The sequence below is a fragment of the Chryseobacterium sp. 22532 genome (assembly GCF_052044665.1).
Classification (GTDB): domain Bacteria; phylum Bacteroidota; class Bacteroidia; order Flavobacteriales; family Weeksellaceae; genus Chryseobacterium; species Chryseobacterium lathyri.
The window spans coordinates 182,685-204,432 of record NZ_JBQENJ010000005.1 but is presented as its reverse complement, the minus strand read 5'-3'; the positions used below and the strand labels follow the sequence as shown (position 1 = coordinate 204,432).

The following is a 21,748-nucleotide window of genomic DNA, read 5'->3' as shown; positions in this document are numbered from 1 at the left end:
GGATGGAAGCTATTTCAGCCTAAGAACAAATACAGTTCAATTTTATTCTATTTTTTAGCCAAAAATCTGGTGTAATAGTTTACACAGCGTAAGCTCCCATCTTCCAGCTCCCTGCTTCCATCCTATTTTATGATTAAAAAGTAGCTGCAGGAGCTGTTTCGTTGTTAAGCTTTCGCTGAATTTCTGTCTTTTTTCCTTTGGAGAAATCATAACTCAGTCCTAATACAAACATTGACTTATTATTCATAATCTGAGTATGAACTTTATAATCAACTAAGCTTTCCGGTAAACTTTTTGTTTTGTACTCTGAAGGCATTCCTATCCAGTACATGCCCGTGGAAAACGTCCAGTTCTTGTATTTATAGCTTACAAAAACATTATTCTGATTTTCGTTCGTGTTCATGAAAGCACCACTAAGACTATACACCGGAATATTGAACTGATACTGAAGTGAGAAAGATTTATATTCTGAGGAAAGCGAAAAATAATTTCCTAAATAATCATTCTTAATCAAAGCGCCGGTACTGGTTTTTACTGTTTCAGAAGTAGGTGTAATCACAGCTTTTATTACAAACAGGCTATTTCCGAAAGGTTTATAAGATCCTGTAAGTTGTACTCCGTAACGTTGTCCGTTTTTCCCGTTTTCATAAGTCAGTGCATAACCTCCCAATACATCATCCTGAACATAGTATTGATTGATTACCCTGTTGGTATATCGGTAAAACAAACCTGCATTAAAATCAAAATATTTGTTATTAAAAGAATAAGTCAGGTTGTTAGAAAATACCTGCTGAGATTCTAAAAAGGGATTTCCTCTTTGGACAATATTAGGCGCCAACTGCAGCACGTTACTACTCAAGGCATTACTCCATGGGCTTACCGGGTTATAGCTTGCTGTAAAACGAAGGTTGTGATTATTTTTAAGTTGATAGGCTAAAATAACCTTCGGAGTAAAAGTCCATTCATCAAAAGTATTCTCTGCACTTTTGTTGTGAATATTTGTAAGACCAGCTCCGATGCGGTAACTGAATTGATTTACCTTTCCAGCAAATTCGGTATAAAAATACTGTTCCAGATAATTGACACTGTATTGAGAATATCCGGCAAGGTTATTCAGATCATTGGAAATAGAAGACCTTGAAATACGATATCCGGATGATAGTTTTCCTGCTTTAAAATCATGAGTATGGGCAAGCTCTCCTACCAGGCTCGTTTGCTTTGCCTTTAAAACCATATCATTATCATATACCGAAAGTCCTGAGCCTACAATCCATTCCCTGGCAGTTTCTGAAGTATGGGTAGTATAATGAGAACCTACTACATTAATGCTTAGTTCATCTTTTTCACCAATCTTTTTGGAGTAATAAAGATCCAGCTTAGGAATCATATAATCCGAACCATTATTTTTAAACATCGCATGTTCTTCCTTCAGATGATCTTCACTAAAGATACTTTGCCCTACTCCTTTTGAAAATCTGCTGAAAATATCCATATTCAGTTTGACCTGAAAGGCATAATTATCGGGAACAAGTCTTGTATAACGTAAAGCAACATTCTGGAAAGTATATCCAAAATGATCTTTCCTGTTTTCATCAGAACGGTAATGCTTCCCATTCAGCTGGTAATCATAGATGCTGTTTACTCTTCTGTCATCATAATCTCTGAGGTTTAGAGAATATTCAAGTCCGAAATTATTTTTCCCTTTTGTATAATTAGCGTAAGCAGAACCATTCACAAATCCTGTATTCAAAGCTGTAGAAACATCAGCCCCGAACACATATCCTGTTTCTGTGGATCTCGTCAGAATATTAACTACAGTATCTGCCCTTGTTGCCCATCTTGCCGGCGGAATATCATAATACTCAACTTTCACAACCTCACTGGGTGCAACACTTCGTATCTGCATATCTGTAGCTTCAATCCCGTTGATAAGAAATAGTGTAGTTCCTCCTTTCGTACTTGTGATGGTATTGGAAACGGGATCCAGCTGCAGCTCAGGCAGTGTCTGAAGTAAGTCTTTTGCATACCTTGCTTTCTCCAGAGCTTCTTTATCAAAGGTATAAACGGATTTATCTGCAAACTGTTTTTTACGTTGAGCCTTTAAGATCACTTCCTGGATTTCCTTTGTACCCGACTGTTCTATCGTATCATTTTTCGTGCTCTCCTGCGAGAACACTAAAATCCCACAAAGAAAAAGTACAGAATATATCGTTTTTTTCATATTCAGAAATAAAATTGTATTGATGAAAATAAGACAGTCAATATCCAGCATTTGTTACATGTAGTCAAGTTTCTGCAGGAAATAAAGACAACCGGTTAAGTTGCAAAGACTTGCCTGCTCCTTCATCATCCACGGAAATAAACAGCACGAATAACAATTAAATCACTCATTCAAAATTAAAAACAAAACCATATTGAATTATTATTGATTTTTTGCCCGTTTTTTGCTGCTACCTTTTTACACCACAAAATATAAAGTCATGAAAAAGCTCCTCATCTTAATCCCTTTTTTGCTGCTTTCAGAAGTAGGCGCACAGGAACTACAGGCTGTTCCCACGGAGAAAATGAACATTATTAAGACCAATGTTACAGCTTATGCATTCAGAAATATCAACCTGTCTTATGAAAGGGCCATCAACCAGTGGTTCTCTCTCAATATAGGTTTTGGAACAATGACGCAGGGAAAAGTACCTTTCATTAATGCATTTTTAAAAGACGAGGACGAAAAAAGGTTCCAAAATCTAAGAGTCAAGGCAACCAACTTCACCATCGAACCCAGATTTTACATTGGGAAAGGCTATGGCAGAGGATTTTACTTTGCACCTTATTACCGGTATTCAGATGTTTCGTCCAATAGCTTTGACTTCTATTACGATTATGATGCTATCGACGGAAATACCTACCAGATTCCTCTCAAAGGCCAGGGAAGCACCAGCGGAAACAGCGGTGGTCTGATGGTTGGCGTACAGTTCTTCCTTACCAGAAGCCAAAACCTGGTTCTTGATTTCTGGATTGCAGGCGCCCATTATGGAAGCGGAAAAGGTGACTTCACCATGACCAGCAATTATGTGCTGACTCCTGAAATGCAGGCACAGCTTAAACAGGAAATTGAAAATCTTGATATCCCTTTTGTAGATTATACTGTAGAAACGAATGCCAATGGAGCAAAAATAAAAGTGGACGGACCGTGGGCAGGCTTCAGAAGTGGATTATCGATTGGATATAGGTTTTAAAAATGATATTTACGTTATTAAACCGTTCTTAAAAGAGCGGTTTATTTTTTTTTGCAAAATTTGTATCTTGCTTTTCTTTATACTTCTTTATTATCTACAAATACATCTATGAATTCATCATCCATAACTACTGCCCAAAGAATCAAAGCTATTGTGGGCGGATCTATCGGAAACCTTGTCGAATGGTACGACTGGTATGCCTATGCTGCTTTTGCCATTTATTTTTCTCATTCATTTTTTCCGGATTCGGATCTTAATGCACAATTAATGAATACAGCGGGAATCTTTGCCGTAGGATTTTTAATGAGACCGATCGGAGGCTGGATATTCGGAAGTATTGCCGATAAGATTGGAAGAAAAAAAGCGATGACCTTTTCTGTCTTGTTGATGTCTTTCGGATCGCTTCTTATTGCCCTTACCCCAACCTATAAAACGATTGGGATTCTGGCACCTGCACTGTTGCTGCTTGCAAGATTACTGCAGGGATTAAGCGTTGGCGGAGAATATGGTGTTTCTGCAACCTACCTCAGTGAAATGGCATCAGAAAACCGGAGAGGCTTTTATTCAAGCTTTCAGTATGTAACGCTTATAGGCGGACAGCTGATTGCATTAGGCATTCAGTTGATTCTTCAGAAACTTCTTCTAACGGAGACCCAACTTGAAGAATGGGGCTGGAGAATTCCATTCGTAATCGGAGCCTTACTTTCTGTTATTGCTTTATATTTAAGAGCTAATCTTCATGAAACTGAAGCATTTGAAAACAAGAAAGAAATCAGTGAAAAGAAAAAAGGAACAGTTACCGAGCTGCTCAAACATCCCAAAGCTTTGCTTACCGTTATAGGACTTACTTTAGGCGGAACCCTGGCTTTTTACACCTATACCACTTATATGCAGAAATTTTTGGTGAATACGGTACATCTTACCAAAGAGCAGTCTACCCTTATTTCTTTTATGTCATTATTTATATTTGCCTGCCTGCAGCCTGTTTTCGGAGCAATATCGGACAGGATCGGAAGAAGACCGCTTCTTTTAGGTTTTGGAATTCTGGGTACGTTGTTTACAGTTCCACTTCTTACAGCCTTAAGCACAACCACCTCGATGTGGACTGCATTCTTCCTTATTATGGCCGCCCTAATCATTGTCAGCGGTTATACTTCAATCAATGCCGTTGTAAAAGCAGAGCTTTTCCCTTCTGAGATCAGAGCTCTGGGAGTGGGACTTCCTTATGCCCTTACGGTAGCTATTTTTGGAGGGACTGCAGAATATATAGCCCTGTGGTTTAAAAAAGCCGGAACGGAAGAATATTTCTACTGGTATATTACCGGATGTATATTATTCTCGCTGATCGTTTACGCCGGAATGAAGGACACCAAAAAAACCTCGACATTGGATAAAGATTAATAATCAGTCATAAAAAACGGGCGCCGCAGATTCTCTGCGGCGCCCGATCTATATTTTAATGGTAAGCCTTTTTAAATTTCTCCACCATACTGTCCAGATTATGACGTTGGACATACACACTCTTCACTTCCTGGTATCTTGGTGATTTATAAAAAACCTCATGGAAATCCATACTTCCGTTTCCTACCTTCACTACTTTCTGTACGTCGATATTCAGTTTTTTCAGCTCGTCTTTAAAGACTTTAAATTCATCTTGTATATTGCTCATTTATATTTTTGGGTTTTTAATTAAAAATTAATTTTATCCTTAACACCCTTCAATTATCTGGGGCAGGCTATAAATTTGTAATAAAAATAGTGAATTTTTCAATATAATCATCAGTCAACCTCTACTTTTTTACTTAAATTAATGATTTTATATGGATTTTACATTTTTCCATGATTGTGAAATAATTTCAGCTTTTTAAAATTTTCCAGAAAACACATTTGAAAAGCCTATCAATTCAGGAAAAATTACCAATTTGTCATTTGACTGATATATACGTGTACGGTTTTACTCCAAATTCAAAATCACAAGCAAACGAGACAAAAGTTAATGGATTAATTTATAAATTCGAGGAAAGAAAGAAGCTACTAAAAGGGTAACGATCAAAAAACATATTAAAATGAATGATATCAACAAGGAACACTGGGAAAACGTATATGCGACTAAAAACCCGGATCAGGTAAGCTGGACCCAGAAAAAACCACAAACATCCCTTGATTTTATTCATTCTTTCGGTTTGGGAAAAAACGCCAGCATCATTGATATAGGAGGTGGAGACAGTAATCTTGTTGATTATCTTCTCGAGGAAGGCTATGAAAATATTACCGTCCTTGATATTTCCGCAAAAGCTCTGGAAAGGGCCAGAAAAAGGTTAGGAGAAAAAGGTGATAAAATAACCTGGATCACTTCAGACATTACAGCATTTGAGCCCCGGGAAACTTATGATATCTGGCATGACAGGGCTGCTTTCCATTTTTTAACGACTCCACAGCAGGTTTCCCAATATATTAAAACAGCAGGTAAATGTGTAACCGGGTTTATAATTTTAGGGACTTTTTCGAAAGAAGGTCCTGCAAAATGCAGCGGACTGGATATTCAGCAATACGATTCCGAATCGTTGCCTGCAAAGTTTGAAGCAGATTTTGAAAAAATAAAATGCCTTACAGAAAATCATATAACACCTTTTGGTACAGTACAGAATTTTGTTTTCTGCAGTTTTAAAAAAACTTAGGATGTTGATTTTAAAGAGTCATTCAGTAAAATGATTTCTCTTTTAAAATTTTATTATAAACAGACGTACTTGTAAGCCTGATCTATTTTTATATTTATATTAATTATTCTATTTTACTGTTTTCCTCAATGAGAATTAACAATATTTAGCCAAATATAATAGAAAATATAGTTTTTTGTTATTTATTTTATTATTTTTATTACGCCACAATTTAATAATATAATATATGAAAAAACTACTATTAATCATTGTTTCGGGCTTAGCCTGTTCAAATTTTTATTCACAGAAGTTAGAATTCCAGGAATGCGGGACTGATGAATTGATGCGAAAACATTATGAAAGACATCCGGAAGAGAAAGCTCAGGATGATGCTTTTAACCTGGAATTATCCAAGCTGATCAAAAGCGGAAAATTATCCAGCACATTAAACAAAAACCAGGTCTATGAAATCCCTGTTGTTGTTCATGTGGTAGGTGACGGAAGTGCCGTTGGGACAGCCAATAACAAATCTGATGCTGATATTATAGCATGGGTGAATTATACGAACGGAGTATTTTCCGGAAGTACAACCAGCGGAATGTCAGGTACCAGTGCTATATTGCCTGTAAAATTTGTTTTTGCCAAGGTCAATCCAAGCTGTAATCCTACCAACGGGATCAATAGAATCAATGCGTCTCATCTTCCAAAGTATGTGAGCGGAGGGGTAAATAATGATAATACAACGAATGCTGTAACCGCTTCTGAGATTACTGCTCTGGGAATGTGGGATACCAGTAAATATTACAATATATACGTTGTTAAGAAACTGGCATCCAATGCAGGGACTTTGAACGGATTTGCCTATTATCCCGGAGGCAGCAATGATTATTCTTTTATGTCTACAAGTGCCTCGGCAGTGAATGCACAGACGTTGGCCCATGAATTTGGACACGCGCTTGGCCTTCGCCACACACATGAAGGTTACAGTGAATCTACCGGAGCCTGCCCTACGAATACAGACTGTACTCTTCAGGGAGACCTGGTATGTGATACTGAACCCATGAAAAGCCTTTATCATTCGTCTGTTCCTTATACCTGCCAGACAGGACAGATTAATCCGTGTACCAGCCAGATATATGCGGGCGGTGAAAGAAATGTTATGGCTTACACATTCTGTTTCAGGAATTTATTTACCCAGGGACAGTCTGATAGGGCTACTGCACAGCTTCTGCAGTACAGACAATCGCTGATCAATTCTCCGGTAGCCTCTTCAACTACACCTAACAACAGTTCTGTTTTAACCACAGCATGCACTCCAACCTCTATGACGAATCCCGGAAACTTTAATATCGGAGTTACTTCTGTAAAATTCGGAAACATCAATAACTACTCTGCCAACTACAAACAGGCTTCCAATAATTTCTATGAAAACTTTACTGGAAATTACTGCTCTGGGATTTCAAAAACTACAATTCCGTCGAATACCGCAACGGTACTTACGGTTACACCGGGAACCAGTAATCCGCATATTATTAAAGCTTATATAGATTACAATAATGACGGACAATTTAATGAGACCACAGAACTTGTGCTTAATCAAAGTGCAATAAGCAGCGGTTCTGTTGCCACTGCATCAGTAATTCCTCCTGCAGGTGCGGTCACTAATACGCCATTAAGAATGAGAATTATCGGTGAATTTAACGGAACAGCCGTTACGGCCTGCTACACTCCAAAATATGGGCAGGTAGAGGATTATTCCGTGATCATTACACCTCAGAATTTATTGGCTGCTGAAAGTGTAAACAAATCAAGCATGACACAAATTATCAAGGATGAGGGTTTTGTACAGGTAAAAAGTGATCTTAAAATTTCCACCGTTCATATCTATGATGCTTCCGGAAGACTTTTGACCAGCAGAACAGACATAAAATCCTCTGAATTCAGATTTCCTGTCAATGTAAAAAATACCGTCATCACGGTAACAACAGTTTTGGAAAACGGGAAAGTAATCAATAAGAAATTAAAATTTTAAAGACACATTTCAAATATAAAAAAGAGAGCCCAGAGCTCTCTTTTTAAGTTTTATAAAATAAGGTTAATCTATGATTTTTGCTTTTCTTCTTCCAGTTCTACTTCATGTCTCAATTGGGCTTTGTAAAGTGTTGAGTAATATCCGTTACGGTCAAGAAGTTCCAGATGCTTTCCTTCTTCTACAATTTTACCATGCTCCATGACAATAATTTTGTCGGCCTTTTCAATGGTAGAAAGCCTGTGGGCAATAATGATAGAAGTTCTGTTCCTGGTAATTTTTTCTGTTGCTCTCTGGATCAGCTTTTCACTTTCATGGTCTATGGAAGAAGTGGCTTCATCCAGAATAAGGATTTTAGGGTCTGATAAATAAGCCCTCAGGAAGGATAAGAGCTGCCTCTGACCTAAGGAAATAGAAGAACCTCTTTCACTTACCACAAAATCATATCCGCCAGGAAGCTGCTCGATAAACTGATCTACTTCAATTTCTTTTGCTCCGGCTTTTATTTTTTCTAAAGTAATGCTTTCATCTCCAAACGCAAGGTTTTCGAAAATGCTCCCGTGAAAAAGAAATACATCCTGAAGAACAACTCCGATATGACTTCTCAAGTTATAAAGCTCATAGTCTTTTACATCCACATCATCAATTATAATCTTCCCGGAATTAATATCATAAAGCCTTGTGATAAGACTGATAATGGTAGATTTTCCAGCACCGGTCGCCCCTACAATAGCAACGGTCTCTCCCGGATTTACTTTAAAATCAATTCCTTTCAATACTTCCTGTTTCTCATCATAAGCAAAATGTACATTCTCAAATTCAATTTTGCCGTCAAAATGATCCTTCTTTACGGTTCCTGTATTCGGCATGGCATAATCTTCATCCATGACACCCAATACCCTTTCTGCCCCTACAATACCTCTTTGGATATTATTGAAACGGTCTGCAATCTGCCTCAACGGGCGGATCAGCATGGAAATATACTGGATAAATGCAATAACAACTCCTGCACTGATTGTGATATAACCACCATAAAACAGGATAAATCCGATAAATAAAGAAGATATAAGCTCTACAACCGGAAAAAATAATGAGAAGATGAATACTGTTCTCAGTAAGGCACTTTTCAGGGTAATATTAATATCATCGAATTTTTTAAATTCTGCATCCTGTCTGTTGAAGACCTGAATAATTGACATTCCAGCCAGTCTTTCCTGAACAAAAGAATTCTGATTGGCCGTCCACGTTCTTTCATCCCCAAATGCTTTTTTCAGTCTTTTCTGGAAAAATCTGGTAATCATAACCATTAAAGGCAGGATTGCCAATGTGATATAGCTCAGATGCACATTGGTATTGAACATCATGATCAGGACAAATGCAATTCTGAGAATATCCCCGAAAACCATAAGAAAACCGTCCGTATACACTGTAGCAATAGTCTCTACATCACCTACAGCACGGGTTACAAGCTGACCGATAGGCGTTTTATCAAAAAATGATGTCCTGAAATAGATCAGCTTTGCATAAAGCCTTTCGCGAATATCACGGATAACATTCTGCGAAATAAAATTTGAAAAGTAAACTAAGAAAAAGTTTAAAATAGTTTCTGCAAAGACCAAACCTACCAGAATATAGATATGCTTCATCATCAAGGCATTATCCTTCAGTTTAGTGATATCATTATCGACCACCTCCATGGTAAGATAAGGTCTGTAGGTAGAAACTACGGACAGTAATACAGAAATAATTAAAGTAAGGATGAACCAGGACCGGAATTTCATTCCTATAAAGAACAGCCTCTTAACAATTCCCCAGGTATCTTGTTTTTTCATTGTACGAGTTGAAGAAAGAATTTAAAATTCTATGCAAAAATAAGACTTTAAAATTTGACAGCCTTTAGAAGTTGATCAAATCGTCATAGAAAATTTCAGATAAAGGTTATTTACAATATAAATATATTAAGCCGGATCTTATCTTAAGTACTTCTGAAATACTTTAATAAACCCATTATAAATTCTTATCCCCAATCTTTTCAATTTCCAGAGAAGGTTTATTCACATGCTCTTTCACAAATTTCCTTTCGAGAAGCTGATAAACCCCATATACGACTGCAATTGAAATGATCCAGCTAATCATATTGATCAGGGAGAAACCTGTATAGTTCATATTATCTACAGCGTCAGGGTCTGTAAGTCCTTTATAAACCCCATAAGAAAAACCAAAGAGCAGCTGGGTTCCAAAATACACTCCAATGGCTAAAAGGCCATAATGCCATTTTGTTTTCCCGAACTTTTCAGCAAGCTGTGCATAATACCTGTAAGCTCCGATAAGAATAAAAATTGATAACATAATTTGTGTTTTATATATTTAACATTCAGAATACCCTATTTTATGAAAATAATGCAATAATTTCCACAGAATAGTTACTGATTGCTAAAATAACTTTTTTTTCAATACTGTAAAACAAAAGAACATCCGTAAAATCACTGAAATTTTGTCACTGGATTAAAATTCGTATCCTACATCTACAAGGAATAATCCATGGCCCGGAGCTGAAGTTCCGGCAGCATTACGGTTTTTATCTTCAATAATTTTACGCAGGTCTTCGGGTTTTATTTTACCACTTCCAATTTCTACCATAGTTCCCACAATGGCACGGACCATATTTCTGAGAAAACGATTAGCTGAAACCGTAAACTTAAGTTCAGTTCCTTCCTGTTCCCATTCTGCCTTATAGATTTTGCAGATATTGGTTTTATTATCGGTTTTTAATTTGGCAAAGCTTGTAAAATCCTCATATTCAAATAAAATTTTACAGGCTTCATTCATTTTATGGATATCAAGCTGCCTTTTCCAGTGCTGCCATGCCGATTCCTGGGTAAAAGGATTTTTCGCCAGGGAAATATAATATTCGTAGGTTCTGTACGTAGCATCAAAACGGGCATGAAAATCATCTTTAACCTTAAAAATCCGCTTTATAGAAATATCGGGAGGTAAGAAACTGTTTAATTTATAAGGAAGATTCATTTCATCCACAGGTTGTTCCGTATCAAAATGGGCAAATATTTTTTTAGCATGAACACCTGTATCTGTCCTTCCGGCACCCGTCGTTTTGACTTCTTCTCTTAATATCGTGGAAAGTGCTTTTTCCAGTTCCTCCTGTACAGAAACGGCATCCGGTTGTATCTGATAACCGAAATAATTTTTTCCGTTGTAAGAAAATTCAATAAAGTATCTCAATGTAGTATAATAACTCAACAAAAATACTTTAATTTAATGAAATATTTGTTGAAAAGTCTTTGAGAATATTACTTAAAATCCTTATGAAAATTCCTATTTTTGCAGACGTATGAAAAGATGGTACCTTTATCCTTTTTCCCTCGGTTATCATTTGGTAACGGGTATCCGAAACACAATGTATGATCTGGGCGTTTTTAAGGCGACAAAATTCAAAACTCCGATAATCAATGTCGGTAATCTTTCTGTGGGCGGAAGCGGAAAATCGCCTATGGTGATGTATCTTGCCCAATACCTGTCCAAACACTACAGAACAGGGGTTCTTTCACGCGGTTATGGCAGACTGACGAAAGGTTATGAAGTGACGAATTATGAAAGCAACTATAAAATTGTAGGTGATGAAGCCATGCAGCTTTTTGAACGTTTCAAAAACCGATTCGTCATTGCTGTTTCAGAAGAACGAGTTCCCGGAGCCAAAAAGGTAATTGGAGATATGGATCTCGACGTTCTTGTTCTGGACGATGCCATGCAGCATAGAGCCATCAAAGCAGGATTCAATATCCTGATGACAGATTTTAACGATCCTTACTTTAAAGACCATCTGCTTCCGGCCGGAGATTTAAGAGAATCCAGAAACGGAGCCAAAAGAGCAGACATCATCATGGTCAGCAAATGTCCTGATGAACTTACTGAAGAAACCAAACGCTATTATATTTCAAGGATCAGACCTTCTTATAACCAAAAGGTATTCTTTTCATCCATTGGTTATGACGAAAATGTGTACGGAAAAGATAAAATGCTTCCGGACAATAACCTGAACTATTATGACATCCTTCTGATTACAGGAATTGCTAACCCCAAGCCGCTTCTGGAGCATCTGGCTAAATTTTCGCAGCGGGTTAAACATTTAAAATTCAGAGACCATCATAATTTTACGGATGACGACATCAAAAATATCACTGCAGAATATAAAAAATTAGGCGAATACAAGCTGATCCTGACCACGGAGAAAGATTATGTACGTCTGAAAACTTTTGACTATCTTAGAGACATTGTTTACTACTGGCCTATTAATGTTATCATTGATAAAAAGGAAGAATTCAACCAAATCATCTTAGATTATGTTAGAAAAAATTAAGCAGACCGCCGATTTTATCAAAAGTACAATCAAAGAAATCCCCGATTTTGCTATTGTTTTGGGATCCGGACTGGGAAAACTGCAGGATGAAGTGGAAGCCCTCCATATTTTGGAATATCCTGAGATTCCCAATTTTCCTCAGACCACTGTAGTTGGGCACGGAGGAAAATTAATTTACGGAATTCTTAATGGCAAAAAGGTTCTGATGATGAGCGGCCGTTTTCATTATTATGAAGGCCACTCCATGGAAACAGTAACTTTCCCGATAAGGGTTTTCCATCTGTTAGGTGTTAAAAACCTCATTCTTTCCAATGCCTGTGGTGGTGTAAATCCCGCTTACAAAGTTGCCGATATCGTTATTTTAAAAGACCATATCAATATGATGCCTGAACATCCGCTTCGTGGTAAAAATATTGAATCGTTCGGACCGCGTTTCGTGGATATGAGCGAACCTTATAACAAAAAAATGATTGAAGCTGCCGAAAAAGCTGCCGCCGAAAACAATATTAAAATCCACCAGGGAGTATACGTAGCACTACAGGGACCAACTTTTGAAACTCCTGCAGAATATGGCATGATCAAAGCCATCGGTGGTGATATGGTAGGAATGAGCACTGTTCCGGAAGTAATTGTTGCCAGACATATGGGAATGGATGTTTTCTGCATTTCCGTAATTACAGACCTTGGCGGACCGGATATTGCCTTTGCCGTTTCTCACGAAGAAGTTCTGAATGCCGCCAATAAAGCCATGCCGAATGTGATCGCTGTGGTAAAAGGCGTGATCAAAGACTATCAATAGATCTTTATAGAAATTTTCAATCTCATAAATTTTTCCTAATTCATAAGAAATCAATCTCCAATTACGTTTCATTGCTTAGATTTGTATAAATGAAATTGAAAGAATGAAAAAGTTAACATTCATTTTTATGATCGGTGTTTTCGGGTTAAGCTATGCACAGCAGCAACCGAAAGTACTTAAAACCTCTTTCTCCAAAGAAGCTTTAATACAGAAGCTGGAAGATGAGGAAGGAAAAAATATTACTATTCAGCAGATCCTTGATGAACATAAAGGAAAAATTTTAGTGATTGATTTCTGGGCCGGATGGTGCAGAGATTGTTTAAAAGCACTTCCAAAAGCTGAAGAGCTTGAAAAAAACAATCCGAATGTAGATTTCGTATTCCTTTCCCTGGAAAGATCAAAAGAAGGTTTTGACAAAAGCCTCGACAGGTTCAATATGAAAGATAAGGATAATTACTGGTTTGCTTCAGGCTGGAAAAATGATTTTAACAATTATATTGATCTGAACTGGATCCCTAGATATATGGTCATAGACCAGAAATCGTCTATCGCGAAATATTACGCTATTTCGCCTGAAGATCCGGAAATACAGGAAACCATTAACCGTCTTTTACAATAATGATCACAAGAGAAGCCACAGAACAGGATCTGAAAGTCCTTTTTGAATTTGAACAGGGAATCGTTACCGCAGAAAGGCCATTCAACAGTACTCTTATTGATGGAGAAATTCATTATTATGATCTGCTTAAACTGATACAGGCTGAAGATGCATTTGTACTCGTAGCTGAAGAAAATGATGAAATCGTAGCATCTGGATATGCAAGGATTAAAAAACCGGATGCCAATTATTATAATTTCGACCGCTATGCTTATCTGGGCTTTATGTATGTAAAACCCGAACACAGAGGAAAAGGAGTCAACAAATTAATTCTTGATGAACTGATGAGTTGGGCAAAGTCTAAAGATATTTCAGAGGTCAGGCTCGATGTTTATTCCCAAAATGAATCCGCTGTAAAAGCCTATGAAAAAGCTGGATTCCAGTCATTACTCACTACGATGAGGATGAAAATATAATCAGAACTCAATTCAAAAATAAATGAATCCATATCTTTGCGGTATGGATTCTTCTTTTCCCACCCGTAAGATTATTCATGTCGATATGGATGCATTTTATGCTTCTGTGGAACAGCATGACAATCCCTCACTTAAAGGGAAGCCTATTGCTGTAGGAGGAGAGCACCGGGGTGTAGTTGCAGCAGCAAGTTATGAGGCAAGAAAATACGGAGTCCGTTCTGCAATGCCCAGCAAAACAGCTAAAGAAAAATGCCCTCATATTATTTTTGTGCCTCCACGCTTTGCACGTTACAAAGAAATATCACGACAGATCCGCGAAATATTCCATGAATATACCGATCTGGTAGAACCTTTGTCACTGGACGAAGCATATCTTGATGTCACTGAAAATAAAAAAGATATAGAATCTGCCAATCAGATTGCCAGAGAGATCCGCCAGAAAATATTTGAGCAAACGGGACTGACAGCTTCTGCAGGAATTTCTGTAAATAAATTTCTTGCAAAAGTAGCCTCTGACATCAATAAACCGAACGGCCAGAAAACCATTCATCCCGATAGAATTGAAGATTTTCTTGAGAAACTTCCGGTTGAAAAATTTTACGGTGTAGGTAAAGTAACTGCCAACAAAATGTTCAGCCTGGGAATTTACAAAGGAAAAGATTTAAAGAAAAAAACTCTGGAAGAATTGGTAAGGCTTTTTGGAAAATCCGGAACGTACTATTACAATGCAGTACGTGGCATTCACCATTCTGAGGTAAAGCCACATCGGATCCAGAAAAGTGTTGCCGTGGAGAGAACTTTTTTTGAGGATCTTTTTGATGACCAATCGATTAATGAAAAACTGGAACATCTAAGCCAGGAACTTCACCAGAGACTGCAAAAGAATAATATTCTGGGAAGAGCCTTAACTTTAAAGATCAAGTATAAAGATTTCTCGCTTTTTACAAGAAGCTTTACAAAAGAAGAGTATTTCACTTCTCCTGAACAGTATTTCAGCACCGGGAAAAAACTTTGGGAATTAAGGCCGTTTGATAAGCCTGTAAGATTGCTGGGGTTATCTCTCTCCCACCTCAACACCGAGGAAAAAAAACAGGTTTCTATTCAACTAAAAATTCCGTTTGAAGAATTTGAGAATTAACAGGTAAAAAAATTTCACTACCTTGTAATAACCAAATTACAGCCTATGAACCCGACAATGATTCAATTTTTCCACTGGTACTCGGAAGGGAATGGAAAATTATGGAAAGAAGCAGAAAAGCAGGCCGCATATCTGGCGAAGTTAGGAATTACTTCAGTATGGTTTCCCCCTGCCTACAAAGGAACAAACGGAGGCTATTCTGTAGGATATGATGCTTATGACCTGTATGACCTCGGAGAGTTTGACCAGAAAGGAAGCACACCAACCAAATATGGCACCAGGAATGATTATATCAAAGCTATTAAAGCTTTAAAAAAACAAAATATAGAGGTAATTGTAGATATTGTACTGGGGCATAAAGCCGGCGGGGATGAACTGGAAAAATTTAAAGCCGTAAAGGTAGACGAAAACAACAGAGAAAAGGTTATTTCCGAGGTTATTGAGATAGAATCTTACACTAAATTCACATTTCCCGGAAGAAATAAAAAATATTCTGATTTTGAATGGAACTTCACTTGTTTCAGCGGTGTGGATTATGCCGAAGGTATGGATTCCCATATCTTTAAAATACAGTCTGAATACGGAAACGACTGGGAAGAGATGATAGATGATGAGAAAGGGAATTACGATTACCTGATGTACAACGACATCGAACACCGGAATCCTTTTGTGCGTGAGGAGCTCAACGGCTGGGCAGAATGGTATTTCAACCTGACCGATTTTGACGGAGTAAGACTGGATGCTTTAAAACATATTTCATTTGATTTTTATAAGGAATGGCTGACCATGCTCCGCTCCAATTCCGGAAAAAACATTTTTGCAGTCGGAGAATACTGGGCCCCGGGACAGCTTAATCTTCTGCAGAAATATATTGAGGTAACGGAAGGATGCATGAGCCTTTTTGACAGCTCGCTGCAGAATAATTTCCATACTGCATCTAGTGAAGGCAGCTCCTATGATCTCCGCAGGATTTTTGACCAAACTCTTACCGAAGCAGATCCTATGCACTCTGTAAGCCTTGTGGATAATCATGACACACAGCCTCTTCAGGATCTTGAAGCTCCGGTACAATCATGGTTCAAGCCGATAGCTTATGCGTTAATTCTGCTTCGCGAGAATGGATATCCCTGTGTTTTTTATCCCGATCTTTATGGCGCCCATTACGTTGATACAGGCAGAGATGGTAATAGCCATGAGATTTTCCTGCCGAAAGTGGATGGTATAGAAGAGCTTCTGATAGCAAGAAAAGAACATGCGTACGGAACACAGAAGGATTATTTTGAAGATACCAACTGTCTGGGCTGGACACGTGAAGGTGATGGTGAACATTCCGGATGTGCCGTAGTTCTCAGCAATAAAGATGCCTACAGCAAACCTATGGAAATGGGAAAACAATATGCAGGCAAAAGTTTTAAAGATTTACTTAAAAGATCTGAGGAAACGGTAATCATTGATGAAAATGGATGGGGAGATTTCCCGGTTCCTGCAGGAAATGTAAGTGTATGGGTCTCTGAGTAGGCCTTGCAATATATATAAAAGGCATACATAACCTACAGTCATGTATGCCTTATTAAGTTTTACTGACAAAATAATTAGCAGTAGATATACCGGCAATTCTGTATATTAATGGCCCATTCGCAGCAATAGCCATCCTCGTTGGAGGTACAGCATACACCGTTCCGGATGATCCCTTCTCCTTTTAGATTCTTAAGTTCACTTCTGTCAAGTTTTCGTACGTTAGCAAAAAGTTTTGTTTTCATAATTAATAGATTTTTTGGTTTGGTTAGCCTAATATACTTAAAACATCATAATATGCCAAATACGAATCACCAAAAGACTATCTATTTCATAAGCTAAATACTCCATTGCGCTTTCCTTCCAATTACTTAAAATTTAATTTCCTGATTTTTAAGATTTCCGGCCTTTCCGAATCGTCAGAAATATGACTGCTTCTTGCAAATTCTGCCCAGAGCGCTCTGAGTTTTTTGCCATTCTCGTCAATGTACTTCCATGGAATATCTTTTACCATTTCAGAGGATTTCCAAGCCTGTTCATTTCCGAAAATCAGCGGAAGATCAATACAGTGCGGAGCCCCGATAGGGCTGTTTTCTGGTCTGGAATGAATTCTAAATAAATAAATGTTCCCCCCTGCCTTTGCATAGTTTTTCGCAAAGACCTTTGCCGGAGTCCCATAAATAAGTTCAGTCGTCTTTTCAACGGCTTTATCCAAAACCCTCAATCCAAAACCTTTCCCGAAATATTTATTTAAAGCATCGGAAGTTTTAAGGTAAAATGCGGTTTCATCATTATTCAGACCAATCAGGACATCGTACTTCCGTGCGTTTGCCTTCCATTTCTCTATAGATTCCTCTTCTTTGCATAAGGGTGGAAATCCATACTGAATACCGAAAGGCATAGCGGCCTTCAAGCCATATTTAATGACGGACGGCACATGTTTCTTGTATTCATCCATCATTTTAAAAACATCTGTTTCGTATTTCAGTCCTTCGGTTTTCTTTAGAAATTCGGCGGACATTTTTTGTCTTTTATAACGTAATCCCAATGGGGCGCTCTGAATAATCACTCTTTGAAACAGGCCCTCTACCCCTTCGGAAATCATAAGATGGGCAATAGCATCACCACCTGAAGATTGACCTAAAAGAGTAATATTTTTAGGATCCCCTCCAAATTCTGAAATGTAGGCATTGATCCATTTTAATGCTTCTATGATATCGAACAGCCCCAAATTAGGCGGCCTTTCATCACCTCCCAGAAATCCGAAAAGCCCGAGTCTGTAGGAAACGGTAACAACAATAATCTGCTGTTCCCGCACCCAGTCACTGGGGTCAGAGGTAGGAAGATCACCACATCCGATTTCATGGGAACCTCCATGGATCCAGACTACAACAGGAAGCTTTTCACTATCTGTAATGCTGCCGGGACGGAAGACTGAAAGATACTGTGTAGATTCATCAGGATCAAAGTTCTCAATATGAGTAGGGCCAATCATTTTTTCTACTAACGGACTAATGGCCTGCGGACAAACGGGAGTCTTATCCGGGAAAATAATTTCTGAAGGTGAAGGCTGCTCTGCAACAGGTTTTTGAAATCTTTCAGAACGGGCATACCGGATGCTTCTGGCTCTGATAACACCGTTGTTCTTTAATGCAATAACTTTCCCGAAAGAAGTCTGAAAAATGTGGGTTGTGGTCTGCTCAACGGTCATTTTAAAAACTTTGAAAAATTTTATCCTATTAAAATTAATTCAGTTTTTTGAAATGAGAAAACTTTCAATTGATTTTAACGTTAAAAAACGCCGACTTATACAGTTAATCTATAAAGTAATTTAAAAAGGGCACTAATTTTAAACACTAATTTCCACAAACAATTCAAAGTAAAAAAATGTAATGAAGTATTAGTGTTACTTGCGTTTAAAATGATCAGTTCAATGTTTTGTATTCACTGGGAGAAACACCAACTTTAGCTTTGAATAATCTTGTAAAATGCTGTGGATATTTAAATCCAAGATCATAAGAAATCTCACTGATTGATTTTGATGGATTCAGTATCTGTTCTTTGGCTACATCGATCAGCTTATTATGGATAAATTCCTGCGCGGAAACCCCCAATTCTTTTTTGATCAGGTCACCGAAGTAATTAGCAGATAGGTTCAGCTTTTCTGCAAAGTAATTAACCATCGGGAAGCCAATATTTTTAGGATTATCCGATTTAAAATAATCATCCACCAGATTTTCAAATTTCCCGATAACGCCCTGATTGACATGGTCTCTTGTGATAAACTGACGATCATAGAACCGCATACAGTAATTTAAAAACAACTCAATATTGTTAACGATTAACGATTTGCTGTGCTTATCGATAGACTGTTCGAGCTCAAGTTTTATATTTTTAAAACATTCAAGAACAATTTCCCTTTCTTTTTCTGAAAGATGCAGAGCTTCGTGCACGTCATAGGAAAAGAAGCTATAATCTGTGATATTCTTGCCAAGATTGGTTCCTTTGATAAGGTCCGGGTGAAACAGCAATGCATATCCGCCCGGCTGTATAGATTTCCCATCGTTTGTAACTCCGCTCACCTGCCCCGGAGCAATAAAAACCAGCGTACCTTCCTGATAGTCGTAGCTGTGCTTTCCGTAATGCATGTCGCCACAGATTACATCTTTCAGAAAAACGGTGTAAAAAGTATAGGTTCTTTTGTACTGGCATATAGGATCGGATTTTGCAAAATCTACCACACTTACCAGCGGATGCAGCGTTTCATGATTTACCATTTTATTGTAATCTGAAATACTGTTTACTTTTTCAACTTCCTGATCTTCCATTGACTATCTTTTTTAAGCTTATTCAAAATTACCACTTTCCTGCGGACCTTTTTATGGTGTCTGTAAAATTGGTAAGTATTCCGGTAATCTGTATAAGTTATGTTTACTTAAAAGTGTCGACTTTTGTACTGTTATGGAAACATTTAATACAAATATCTTCCCGAAAGGAGAAAAAGCGCCGGAAGCTTATTTTTCTGGAGGAACCGCATGGGTCCAGATTTTAAAACCTAATGCAGATGATCTGAACTGCCAGATCGGAAATGTTATTTTTGAACCCGGATGCAGAAATAACTGGCATTCTCACGGTGGCGGCCAGATTTTAATTGTAACTTCAGGAACAGGTTTTTATCAGGAAAAAGGAAAGCCTGCACAGGTTTTACATCCTGGAGATGTAGTCAATATTCTTCCTGGTATTATCCACTGGCATGGTGCGTCTGCAGACAGTGAGTTCACGCATATTGCCATCAATCCCAATACTCAAAACGGTATTGTGGAGTGGCTAGAACCTGTAAGTGACAACGAATACAATAATTTATAACTGAACTTAATATAAATTAAATAAACCAATGAGTACAATCACAGTAAAAGCCTATGGGGCCGAGTCTACTACGGCAGACCTGAAAGAAATGACTATTGAGAGAAGGGAAACAACACCTAAAGATGTAGAGATTGAAATCCTATACTGCGGGGTTTGTCATTCTGATCTTCATACGGCAAGAAACGACTGGGGCGGATCTTTGTATCCTGTAGTTCCGGGACATGAAATTGTCGGAAGAATTACTAATGTGGGAAGTGAAGTTTCTAAATTTAAAGTAGGCGACCTGGCTGCTGTGGGATGCATGGTAGATTCATGCGGACACTGCAACAGCTGTAAAGAAGATCTGGAGCAATACTGCTTAAATGGATTCACAGGAACCTATAACGGAAAAGACAAACATTTGGGGGGCCATACTTTTGGCGGATATTCTCAGAAAGTAGTGGTAGACGAACATTTTGTTTTAAGCGTACCTGAAAATTTGGACCTGGCTGCCGTAGCACCCCTTTTATGTGCAGGTATTACCACCTGGTCTCCATTGAGACACTGGAATGTTGGACCGAACTCTAAAGTGGCAGTTGTTGGATTAGGCGGACTAGGACATATGGCCATTAAATTAGCAAAAGGATTAGGTGCAGAAGTGACTTTATTCTCAAGAACTCCGGGAAAAACAGATGATGCCAAGCAGCTGGGAGCTGATCATGTTGTAATTTCTACTGATGATTCGCAGATGGATACAGTAAAAGGAAAGTTTGATCTGATTATCGATACGGTTCCTTATGAGCACGATATCAATCCTTATATGCAAACGCTTACTCTGAACGGGACTTTGGTTCTTGTAGGATTTGTAGGTGAATTTCAGGAAACTGAAGTGAGTACAAGACCTATGATCTTCCAACGCCGTTCTGTTGCAGGTTCATTAATCGGTGGTATAGCTGAAACTCAGGAATTACTGGATTTCTGTGGAAAACATAATATTGTATCAGATATTGAGCTGATCAAAATTCAGGATATCAATCAGGCATATGAAAGAATGATCAAAAGTGATGTGAAATACCGTTTCGTTATTGATATGAAGTCTTTGTCATAATTTCAAGATTCAAAATAAAAAAAGACTCTTCGCTGAAGGGTCTTTTTATTGATGCTTAATATGCTTTTTTCATATCCTGAAAAGCCCAGTCTGCCATTGCATCGATAACAGGAGCCAGCTTGAGGCCTGCTTTACTGAGTTCATATGTGACATGCGGAGGAACCACAGGCTTTGCTGTTCTGATAACCAGTCCATCAGCTTCTAATTGCTTCAGATGCTGAATCAGCATTTTTTCTGTCACCTCAGGAATGGCCCTTTTTAATTCGCTGTATCTCTTCTCTCCCGTTGAAAGATTGAATAGAATAATAGGTTTCCAAAAACCGCCTATCTTTTCCATTACATACATTACAGGGCACTGTTCCAAGATATTTTTCCTGTTCTGCTGGATGGTAGAACTTTCTTTAATTGCTGTCATGATACATACTTTAGGGTAAGTACTTGTATAAAAGTAAGTACAAATATAACTTTGTATAAA

21 protein-coding genes are annotated in these 21,748 nt (G+C 38.0%); 12 read left to right on the top strand and 9 right to left on the bottom strand.

The features are described 5' to 3' along the window. Positions 1–133: 133 nt before the first annotated feature. Positions 134–2,221, bottom strand: a complete 2,088-nt coding sequence (locus tag ACTJIV_RS15060) for a TonB-dependent receptor domain-containing protein (RefSeq protein ID WP_440628412.1) — start codon at positions 2,219–2,221, stop codon at positions 134–136. A gap of 259 nt (positions 2,222–2,480) precedes the next feature. Between ACTJIV_RS15060 and ACTJIV_RS15055 the strand changes: the two genes are divergently transcribed. Both ACTJIV_RS15055 and ACTJIV_RS15050 read left to right on the top strand, forming a co-directional pair. After that, complete coding sequence (locus ACTJIV_RS15055) at positions 2,481–3,233, top strand: DUF3575 domain-containing protein (protein WP_440628410.1); 753 nt, start codon at positions 2,481–2,483, stop codon at positions 3,231–3,233. Positions 3,234–3,341: 108 nt separating this feature from the next. Further along, the gene (locus ACTJIV_RS15050) at positions 3,342–4,634 is read left to right on the top strand and encodes an MFS transporter (RefSeq protein ID WP_440628408.1); all 1,293 of its coding nucleotides are present in this window, start codon (positions 3,342–3,344) and stop codon (positions 4,632–4,634) included. A gap of 55 nt (positions 4,635–4,689) precedes the next feature. Here the strand turns inward: ACTJIV_RS15050 and ACTJIV_RS15045 are convergent, their stop codons facing one another. Continuing rightward, entirely contained in the window at positions 4,690–4,902 is a 213-nt protein-coding gene (locus ACTJIV_RS15045; protein WP_034702111.1) for a hypothetical protein, read from the bottom strand. Between the two features lie 397 nt (positions 4,903–5,299). Here ACTJIV_RS15045 and ACTJIV_RS15040 point away from each other — a divergent pair, with 397 nt between their 5' ends. Together ACTJIV_RS15040 and ACTJIV_RS15035 are read left to right on the top strand one after the other, a co-directional pair. After that, positions 5,300–5,911, top strand: a complete 612-nt coding sequence (locus ACTJIV_RS15040; RefSeq protein ID WP_440628406.1) for a class I SAM-dependent methyltransferase — start codon at positions 5,300–5,302, stop codon at positions 5,909–5,911. A 226-nt stretch (positions 5,912–6,137) separates the two neighbouring features. Further along, complete coding sequence (locus tag ACTJIV_RS15035; protein WP_440628404.1) at positions 6,138–7,922, top strand: M43 family zinc metalloprotease; 1,785 nt, start codon at positions 6,138–6,140, stop codon at positions 7,920–7,922. A gap of 68 nt (positions 7,923–7,990) precedes the next feature. Here the strand turns inward: ACTJIV_RS15035 and ACTJIV_RS15030 are convergent, their stop codons facing one another. The 3 genes from ACTJIV_RS15030 to truA all read right to left on the bottom strand — a co-directional run bounded on the left by ACTJIV_RS15030 (position 7,991) and on the right by truA (position 11,180). After that, a complete protein-coding gene (locus ACTJIV_RS15030; protein WP_336379024.1) occupies positions 7,991–9,751 on the bottom strand; it encodes an ABC transporter ATP-binding protein in 1,761 nt (586 codons plus the stop codon). 175 nt (positions 9,752–9,926) lie between these two features. Continuing rightward, positions 9,927–10,268 (bottom strand): hypothetical protein, encoded by a 342-nt coding sequence (locus tag ACTJIV_RS15025; RefSeq protein WP_111955309.1) that lies wholly within the window; start codon positions 10,266–10,268, stop codon positions 9,927–9,929. Between the two features lie 156 nt (positions 10,269–10,424). Next, positions 10,425–11,180: a tRNA pseudouridine(38-40) synthase TruA gene (gene truA / locus ACTJIV_RS15020; protein WP_223560294.1), complete on the bottom strand. Its 756-nt coding sequence runs from the start codon at positions 11,178–11,180 to the stop codon at positions 10,425–10,427. 88 nt (positions 11,181–11,268) lie between these two features. On the opposite strand from truA, the gene lpxK reads away from it, so the two are divergent. From lpxK to ACTJIV_RS14990, 6 genes are all read left to right on the top strand, one after another. Beyond that, the gene (lpxK, locus tag ACTJIV_RS15015; RefSeq protein WP_223560295.1) at positions 11,269–12,294 is read left to right on the top strand and encodes a tetraacyldisaccharide 4'-kinase; all 1,026 of its coding nucleotides are present in this window, start codon (positions 11,269–11,271) and stop codon (positions 12,292–12,294) included. Further along, on the top strand, positions 12,278–13,093 hold the full coding sequence (locus ACTJIV_RS15010) for a purine-nucleoside phosphorylase (protein ID WP_223560296.1): 816 nt from the start codon (positions 12,278–12,280) through the stop codon (positions 13,091–13,093). The genes lpxK and ACTJIV_RS15010 overlap by 17 nt, the downstream gene beginning before the upstream one ends. A 103-nt stretch (positions 13,094–13,196) precedes the next feature. Next, positions 13,197–13,712, top strand: a complete 516-nt coding sequence (locus ACTJIV_RS15005) for a TlpA family protein disulfide reductase (RefSeq protein ID WP_440628400.1) — start codon at positions 13,197–13,199, stop codon at positions 13,710–13,712. After that, a complete protein-coding gene (locus ACTJIV_RS15000) occupies positions 13,712–14,167 on the top strand; it encodes a GNAT family N-acetyltransferase (protein WP_111955321.1) in 456 nt (151 codons plus the stop codon). The genes ACTJIV_RS15005 and ACTJIV_RS15000 overlap by 1 nt, the downstream gene beginning before the upstream one ends. A gap of 43 nt (positions 14,168–14,210) precedes the next feature. Continuing rightward, positions 14,211–15,305 carry a DNA polymerase IV gene (gene dinB / locus ACTJIV_RS14995; protein ID WP_111955323.1) on the top strand — a complete coding sequence of 365 codons (1,095 nt, stop codon included), beginning with the start codon at positions 14,211–14,213 and terminating at the stop codon, positions 15,303–15,305. 45 nt (positions 15,306–15,350) lie between these two features. Beyond that, entirely contained in the window at positions 15,351–16,823 is a 1,473-nt protein-coding gene (locus ACTJIV_RS14990) for an alpha-amylase (protein WP_223560298.1), read from the top strand. A gap of 74 nt (positions 16,824–16,897) precedes the next feature. Here the strand turns inward: ACTJIV_RS14990 and ACTJIV_RS14985 are convergent, their stop codons facing one another. From ACTJIV_RS14985 to ACTJIV_RS14975, 3 genes are all read right to left on the bottom strand, one after another. Next, positions 16,898–17,065 carry a hypothetical protein gene (locus ACTJIV_RS14985; RefSeq protein WP_223560299.1) on the bottom strand — a complete coding sequence of 56 codons (168 nt, stop codon included), beginning with the start codon at positions 17,063–17,065 and terminating at the stop codon, positions 16,898–16,900. Positions 17,066–17,187: 122 nt separating this feature from the next. Continuing rightward, complete coding sequence (locus tag ACTJIV_RS14980) at positions 17,188–18,531, bottom strand: carboxylesterase family protein (protein WP_440628398.1); 1,344 nt, start codon at positions 18,529–18,531, stop codon at positions 17,188–17,190. A gap of 214 nt (positions 18,532–18,745) precedes the next feature. Further along, positions 18,746–19,648 carry a helix-turn-helix domain-containing protein gene (locus ACTJIV_RS14975; protein WP_111955329.1) on the bottom strand — a complete coding sequence of 301 codons (903 nt, stop codon included), beginning with the start codon at positions 19,646–19,648 and terminating at the stop codon, positions 18,746–18,748. A gap of 133 nt (positions 19,649–19,781) precedes the next feature. On the opposite strand from ACTJIV_RS14975, the gene ACTJIV_RS14970 reads away from it, so the two are divergent. Continuing rightward, positions 19,782–20,186, top strand: a complete 405-nt coding sequence (locus tag ACTJIV_RS14970) for a cupin domain-containing protein (protein ID WP_440628396.1) — start codon at positions 19,782–19,784, stop codon at positions 20,184–20,186. Between the two features lie 28 nt (positions 20,187–20,214). Next, entirely contained in the window at positions 20,215–21,273 is a 1,059-nt protein-coding gene (locus tag ACTJIV_RS14965) for an NAD(P)-dependent alcohol dehydrogenase (protein ID WP_223560303.1), read from the top strand. A gap of 55 nt (positions 21,274–21,328) precedes the next feature. Here ACTJIV_RS14965 and ACTJIV_RS14960 read toward each other — a convergent pair whose 3' ends face one another. Further along, a complete protein-coding gene (locus tag ACTJIV_RS14960) occupies positions 21,329–21,688 on the bottom strand; it encodes a winged helix-turn-helix transcriptional regulator (protein ID WP_336379029.1) in 360 nt (119 codons plus the stop codon). Positions 21,689–21,748: the final 60 nt, after the last annotated feature.

Excerpts from the sequence above, each read along its gene's own strand:
- ACTJIV_RS15060 (WP_440628412.1), bottom strand. The coding sequence starts at position 2,221 with ATGAAAAAAACGATATATTCTGTACTTTTTCTTTGTGGGATTTTAGTG.
- ACTJIV_RS15055 (WP_440628410.1), top strand. The coding sequence starts at position 2,481 with ATGAAAAAGCTCCTCATCTTAATCCCTTTTTTGCTGCTTTCAGAAGTA.
- ACTJIV_RS15050 (WP_440628408.1), top strand. The coding sequence starts at position 3,342 with ATGAATTCATCATCCATAACTACTGCCCAAAGAATCAAAGCTATTGTG.
- ACTJIV_RS15045 (WP_034702111.1), bottom strand. The coding sequence starts at position 4,902 with ATGAGCAATATACAAGATGAATTTAAAGTCTTTAAAGACGAGCTGAAA.
- ACTJIV_RS15040 (WP_440628406.1), top strand. The coding sequence starts at position 5,300 with ATGAATGATATCAACAAGGAACACTGGGAAAACGTATATGCGACTAAA.
- ACTJIV_RS15035 (WP_440628404.1), top strand. The coding sequence starts at position 6,138 with ATGAAAAAACTACTATTAATCATTGTTTCGGGCTTAGCCTGTTCAAAT.
- ACTJIV_RS15030 (WP_336379024.1), bottom strand. The coding sequence starts at position 9,751 with ATGAAAAAACAAGATACCTGGGGAATTGTTAAGAGGCTGTTCTTTATA.
- ACTJIV_RS15025 (WP_111955309.1), bottom strand. The coding sequence starts at position 10,268 with ATGTTATCAATTTTTATTCTTATCGGAGCTTACAGGTATTATGCACAG.
- lpxK (WP_223560295.1), top strand. The coding sequence starts at position 11,269 with ATGAAAAGATGGTACCTTTATCCTTTTTCCCTCGGTTATCATTTGGTA.
- ACTJIV_RS15010 (WP_223560296.1), top strand. The coding sequence starts at position 12,278 with ATGTTAGAAAAAATTAAGCAGACCGCCGATTTTATCAAAAGTACAATC.
- ACTJIV_RS15005 (WP_440628400.1), top strand. The coding sequence starts at position 13,197 with ATGAAAAAGTTAACATTCATTTTTATGATCGGTGTTTTCGGGTTAAGC.
- ACTJIV_RS15000 (WP_111955321.1), top strand. The coding sequence starts at position 13,712 with ATGATCACAAGAGAAGCCACAGAACAGGATCTGAAAGTCCTTTTTGAA.
- dinB (WP_111955323.1), top strand. The coding sequence starts at position 14,211 with ATGGATTCTTCTTTTCCCACCCGTAAGATTATTCATGTCGATATGGAT.
- ACTJIV_RS14990 (WP_223560298.1), top strand. The coding sequence starts at position 15,351 with ATGAACCCGACAATGATTCAATTTTTCCACTGGTACTCGGAAGGGAAT.
- ACTJIV_RS14985 (WP_223560299.1), bottom strand. The coding sequence starts at position 17,065 with ATGAAAACAAAACTTTTTGCTAACGTACGAAAACTTGACAGAAGTGAA.
- ACTJIV_RS14980 (WP_440628398.1), bottom strand. The coding sequence starts at position 18,531 with ATGACCGTTGAGCAGACCACAACCCACATTTTTCAGACTTCTTTCGGG.
- ACTJIV_RS14975 (WP_111955329.1), bottom strand. The coding sequence starts at position 19,648 with ATGGAAGATCAGGAAGTTGAAAAAGTAAACAGTATTTCAGATTACAAT.
- ACTJIV_RS14970 (WP_440628396.1), top strand. The coding sequence starts at position 19,782 with ATGGAAACATTTAATACAAATATCTTCCCGAAAGGAGAAAAAGCGCCG.
- ACTJIV_RS14965 (WP_223560303.1), top strand. The coding sequence starts at position 20,215 with ATGAGTACAATCACAGTAAAAGCCTATGGGGCCGAGTCTACTACGGCA.
- ACTJIV_RS14960 (WP_336379029.1), bottom strand. The coding sequence starts at position 21,688 with ATGACAGCAATTAAAGAAAGTTCTACCATCCAGCAGAACAGGAAAAAT.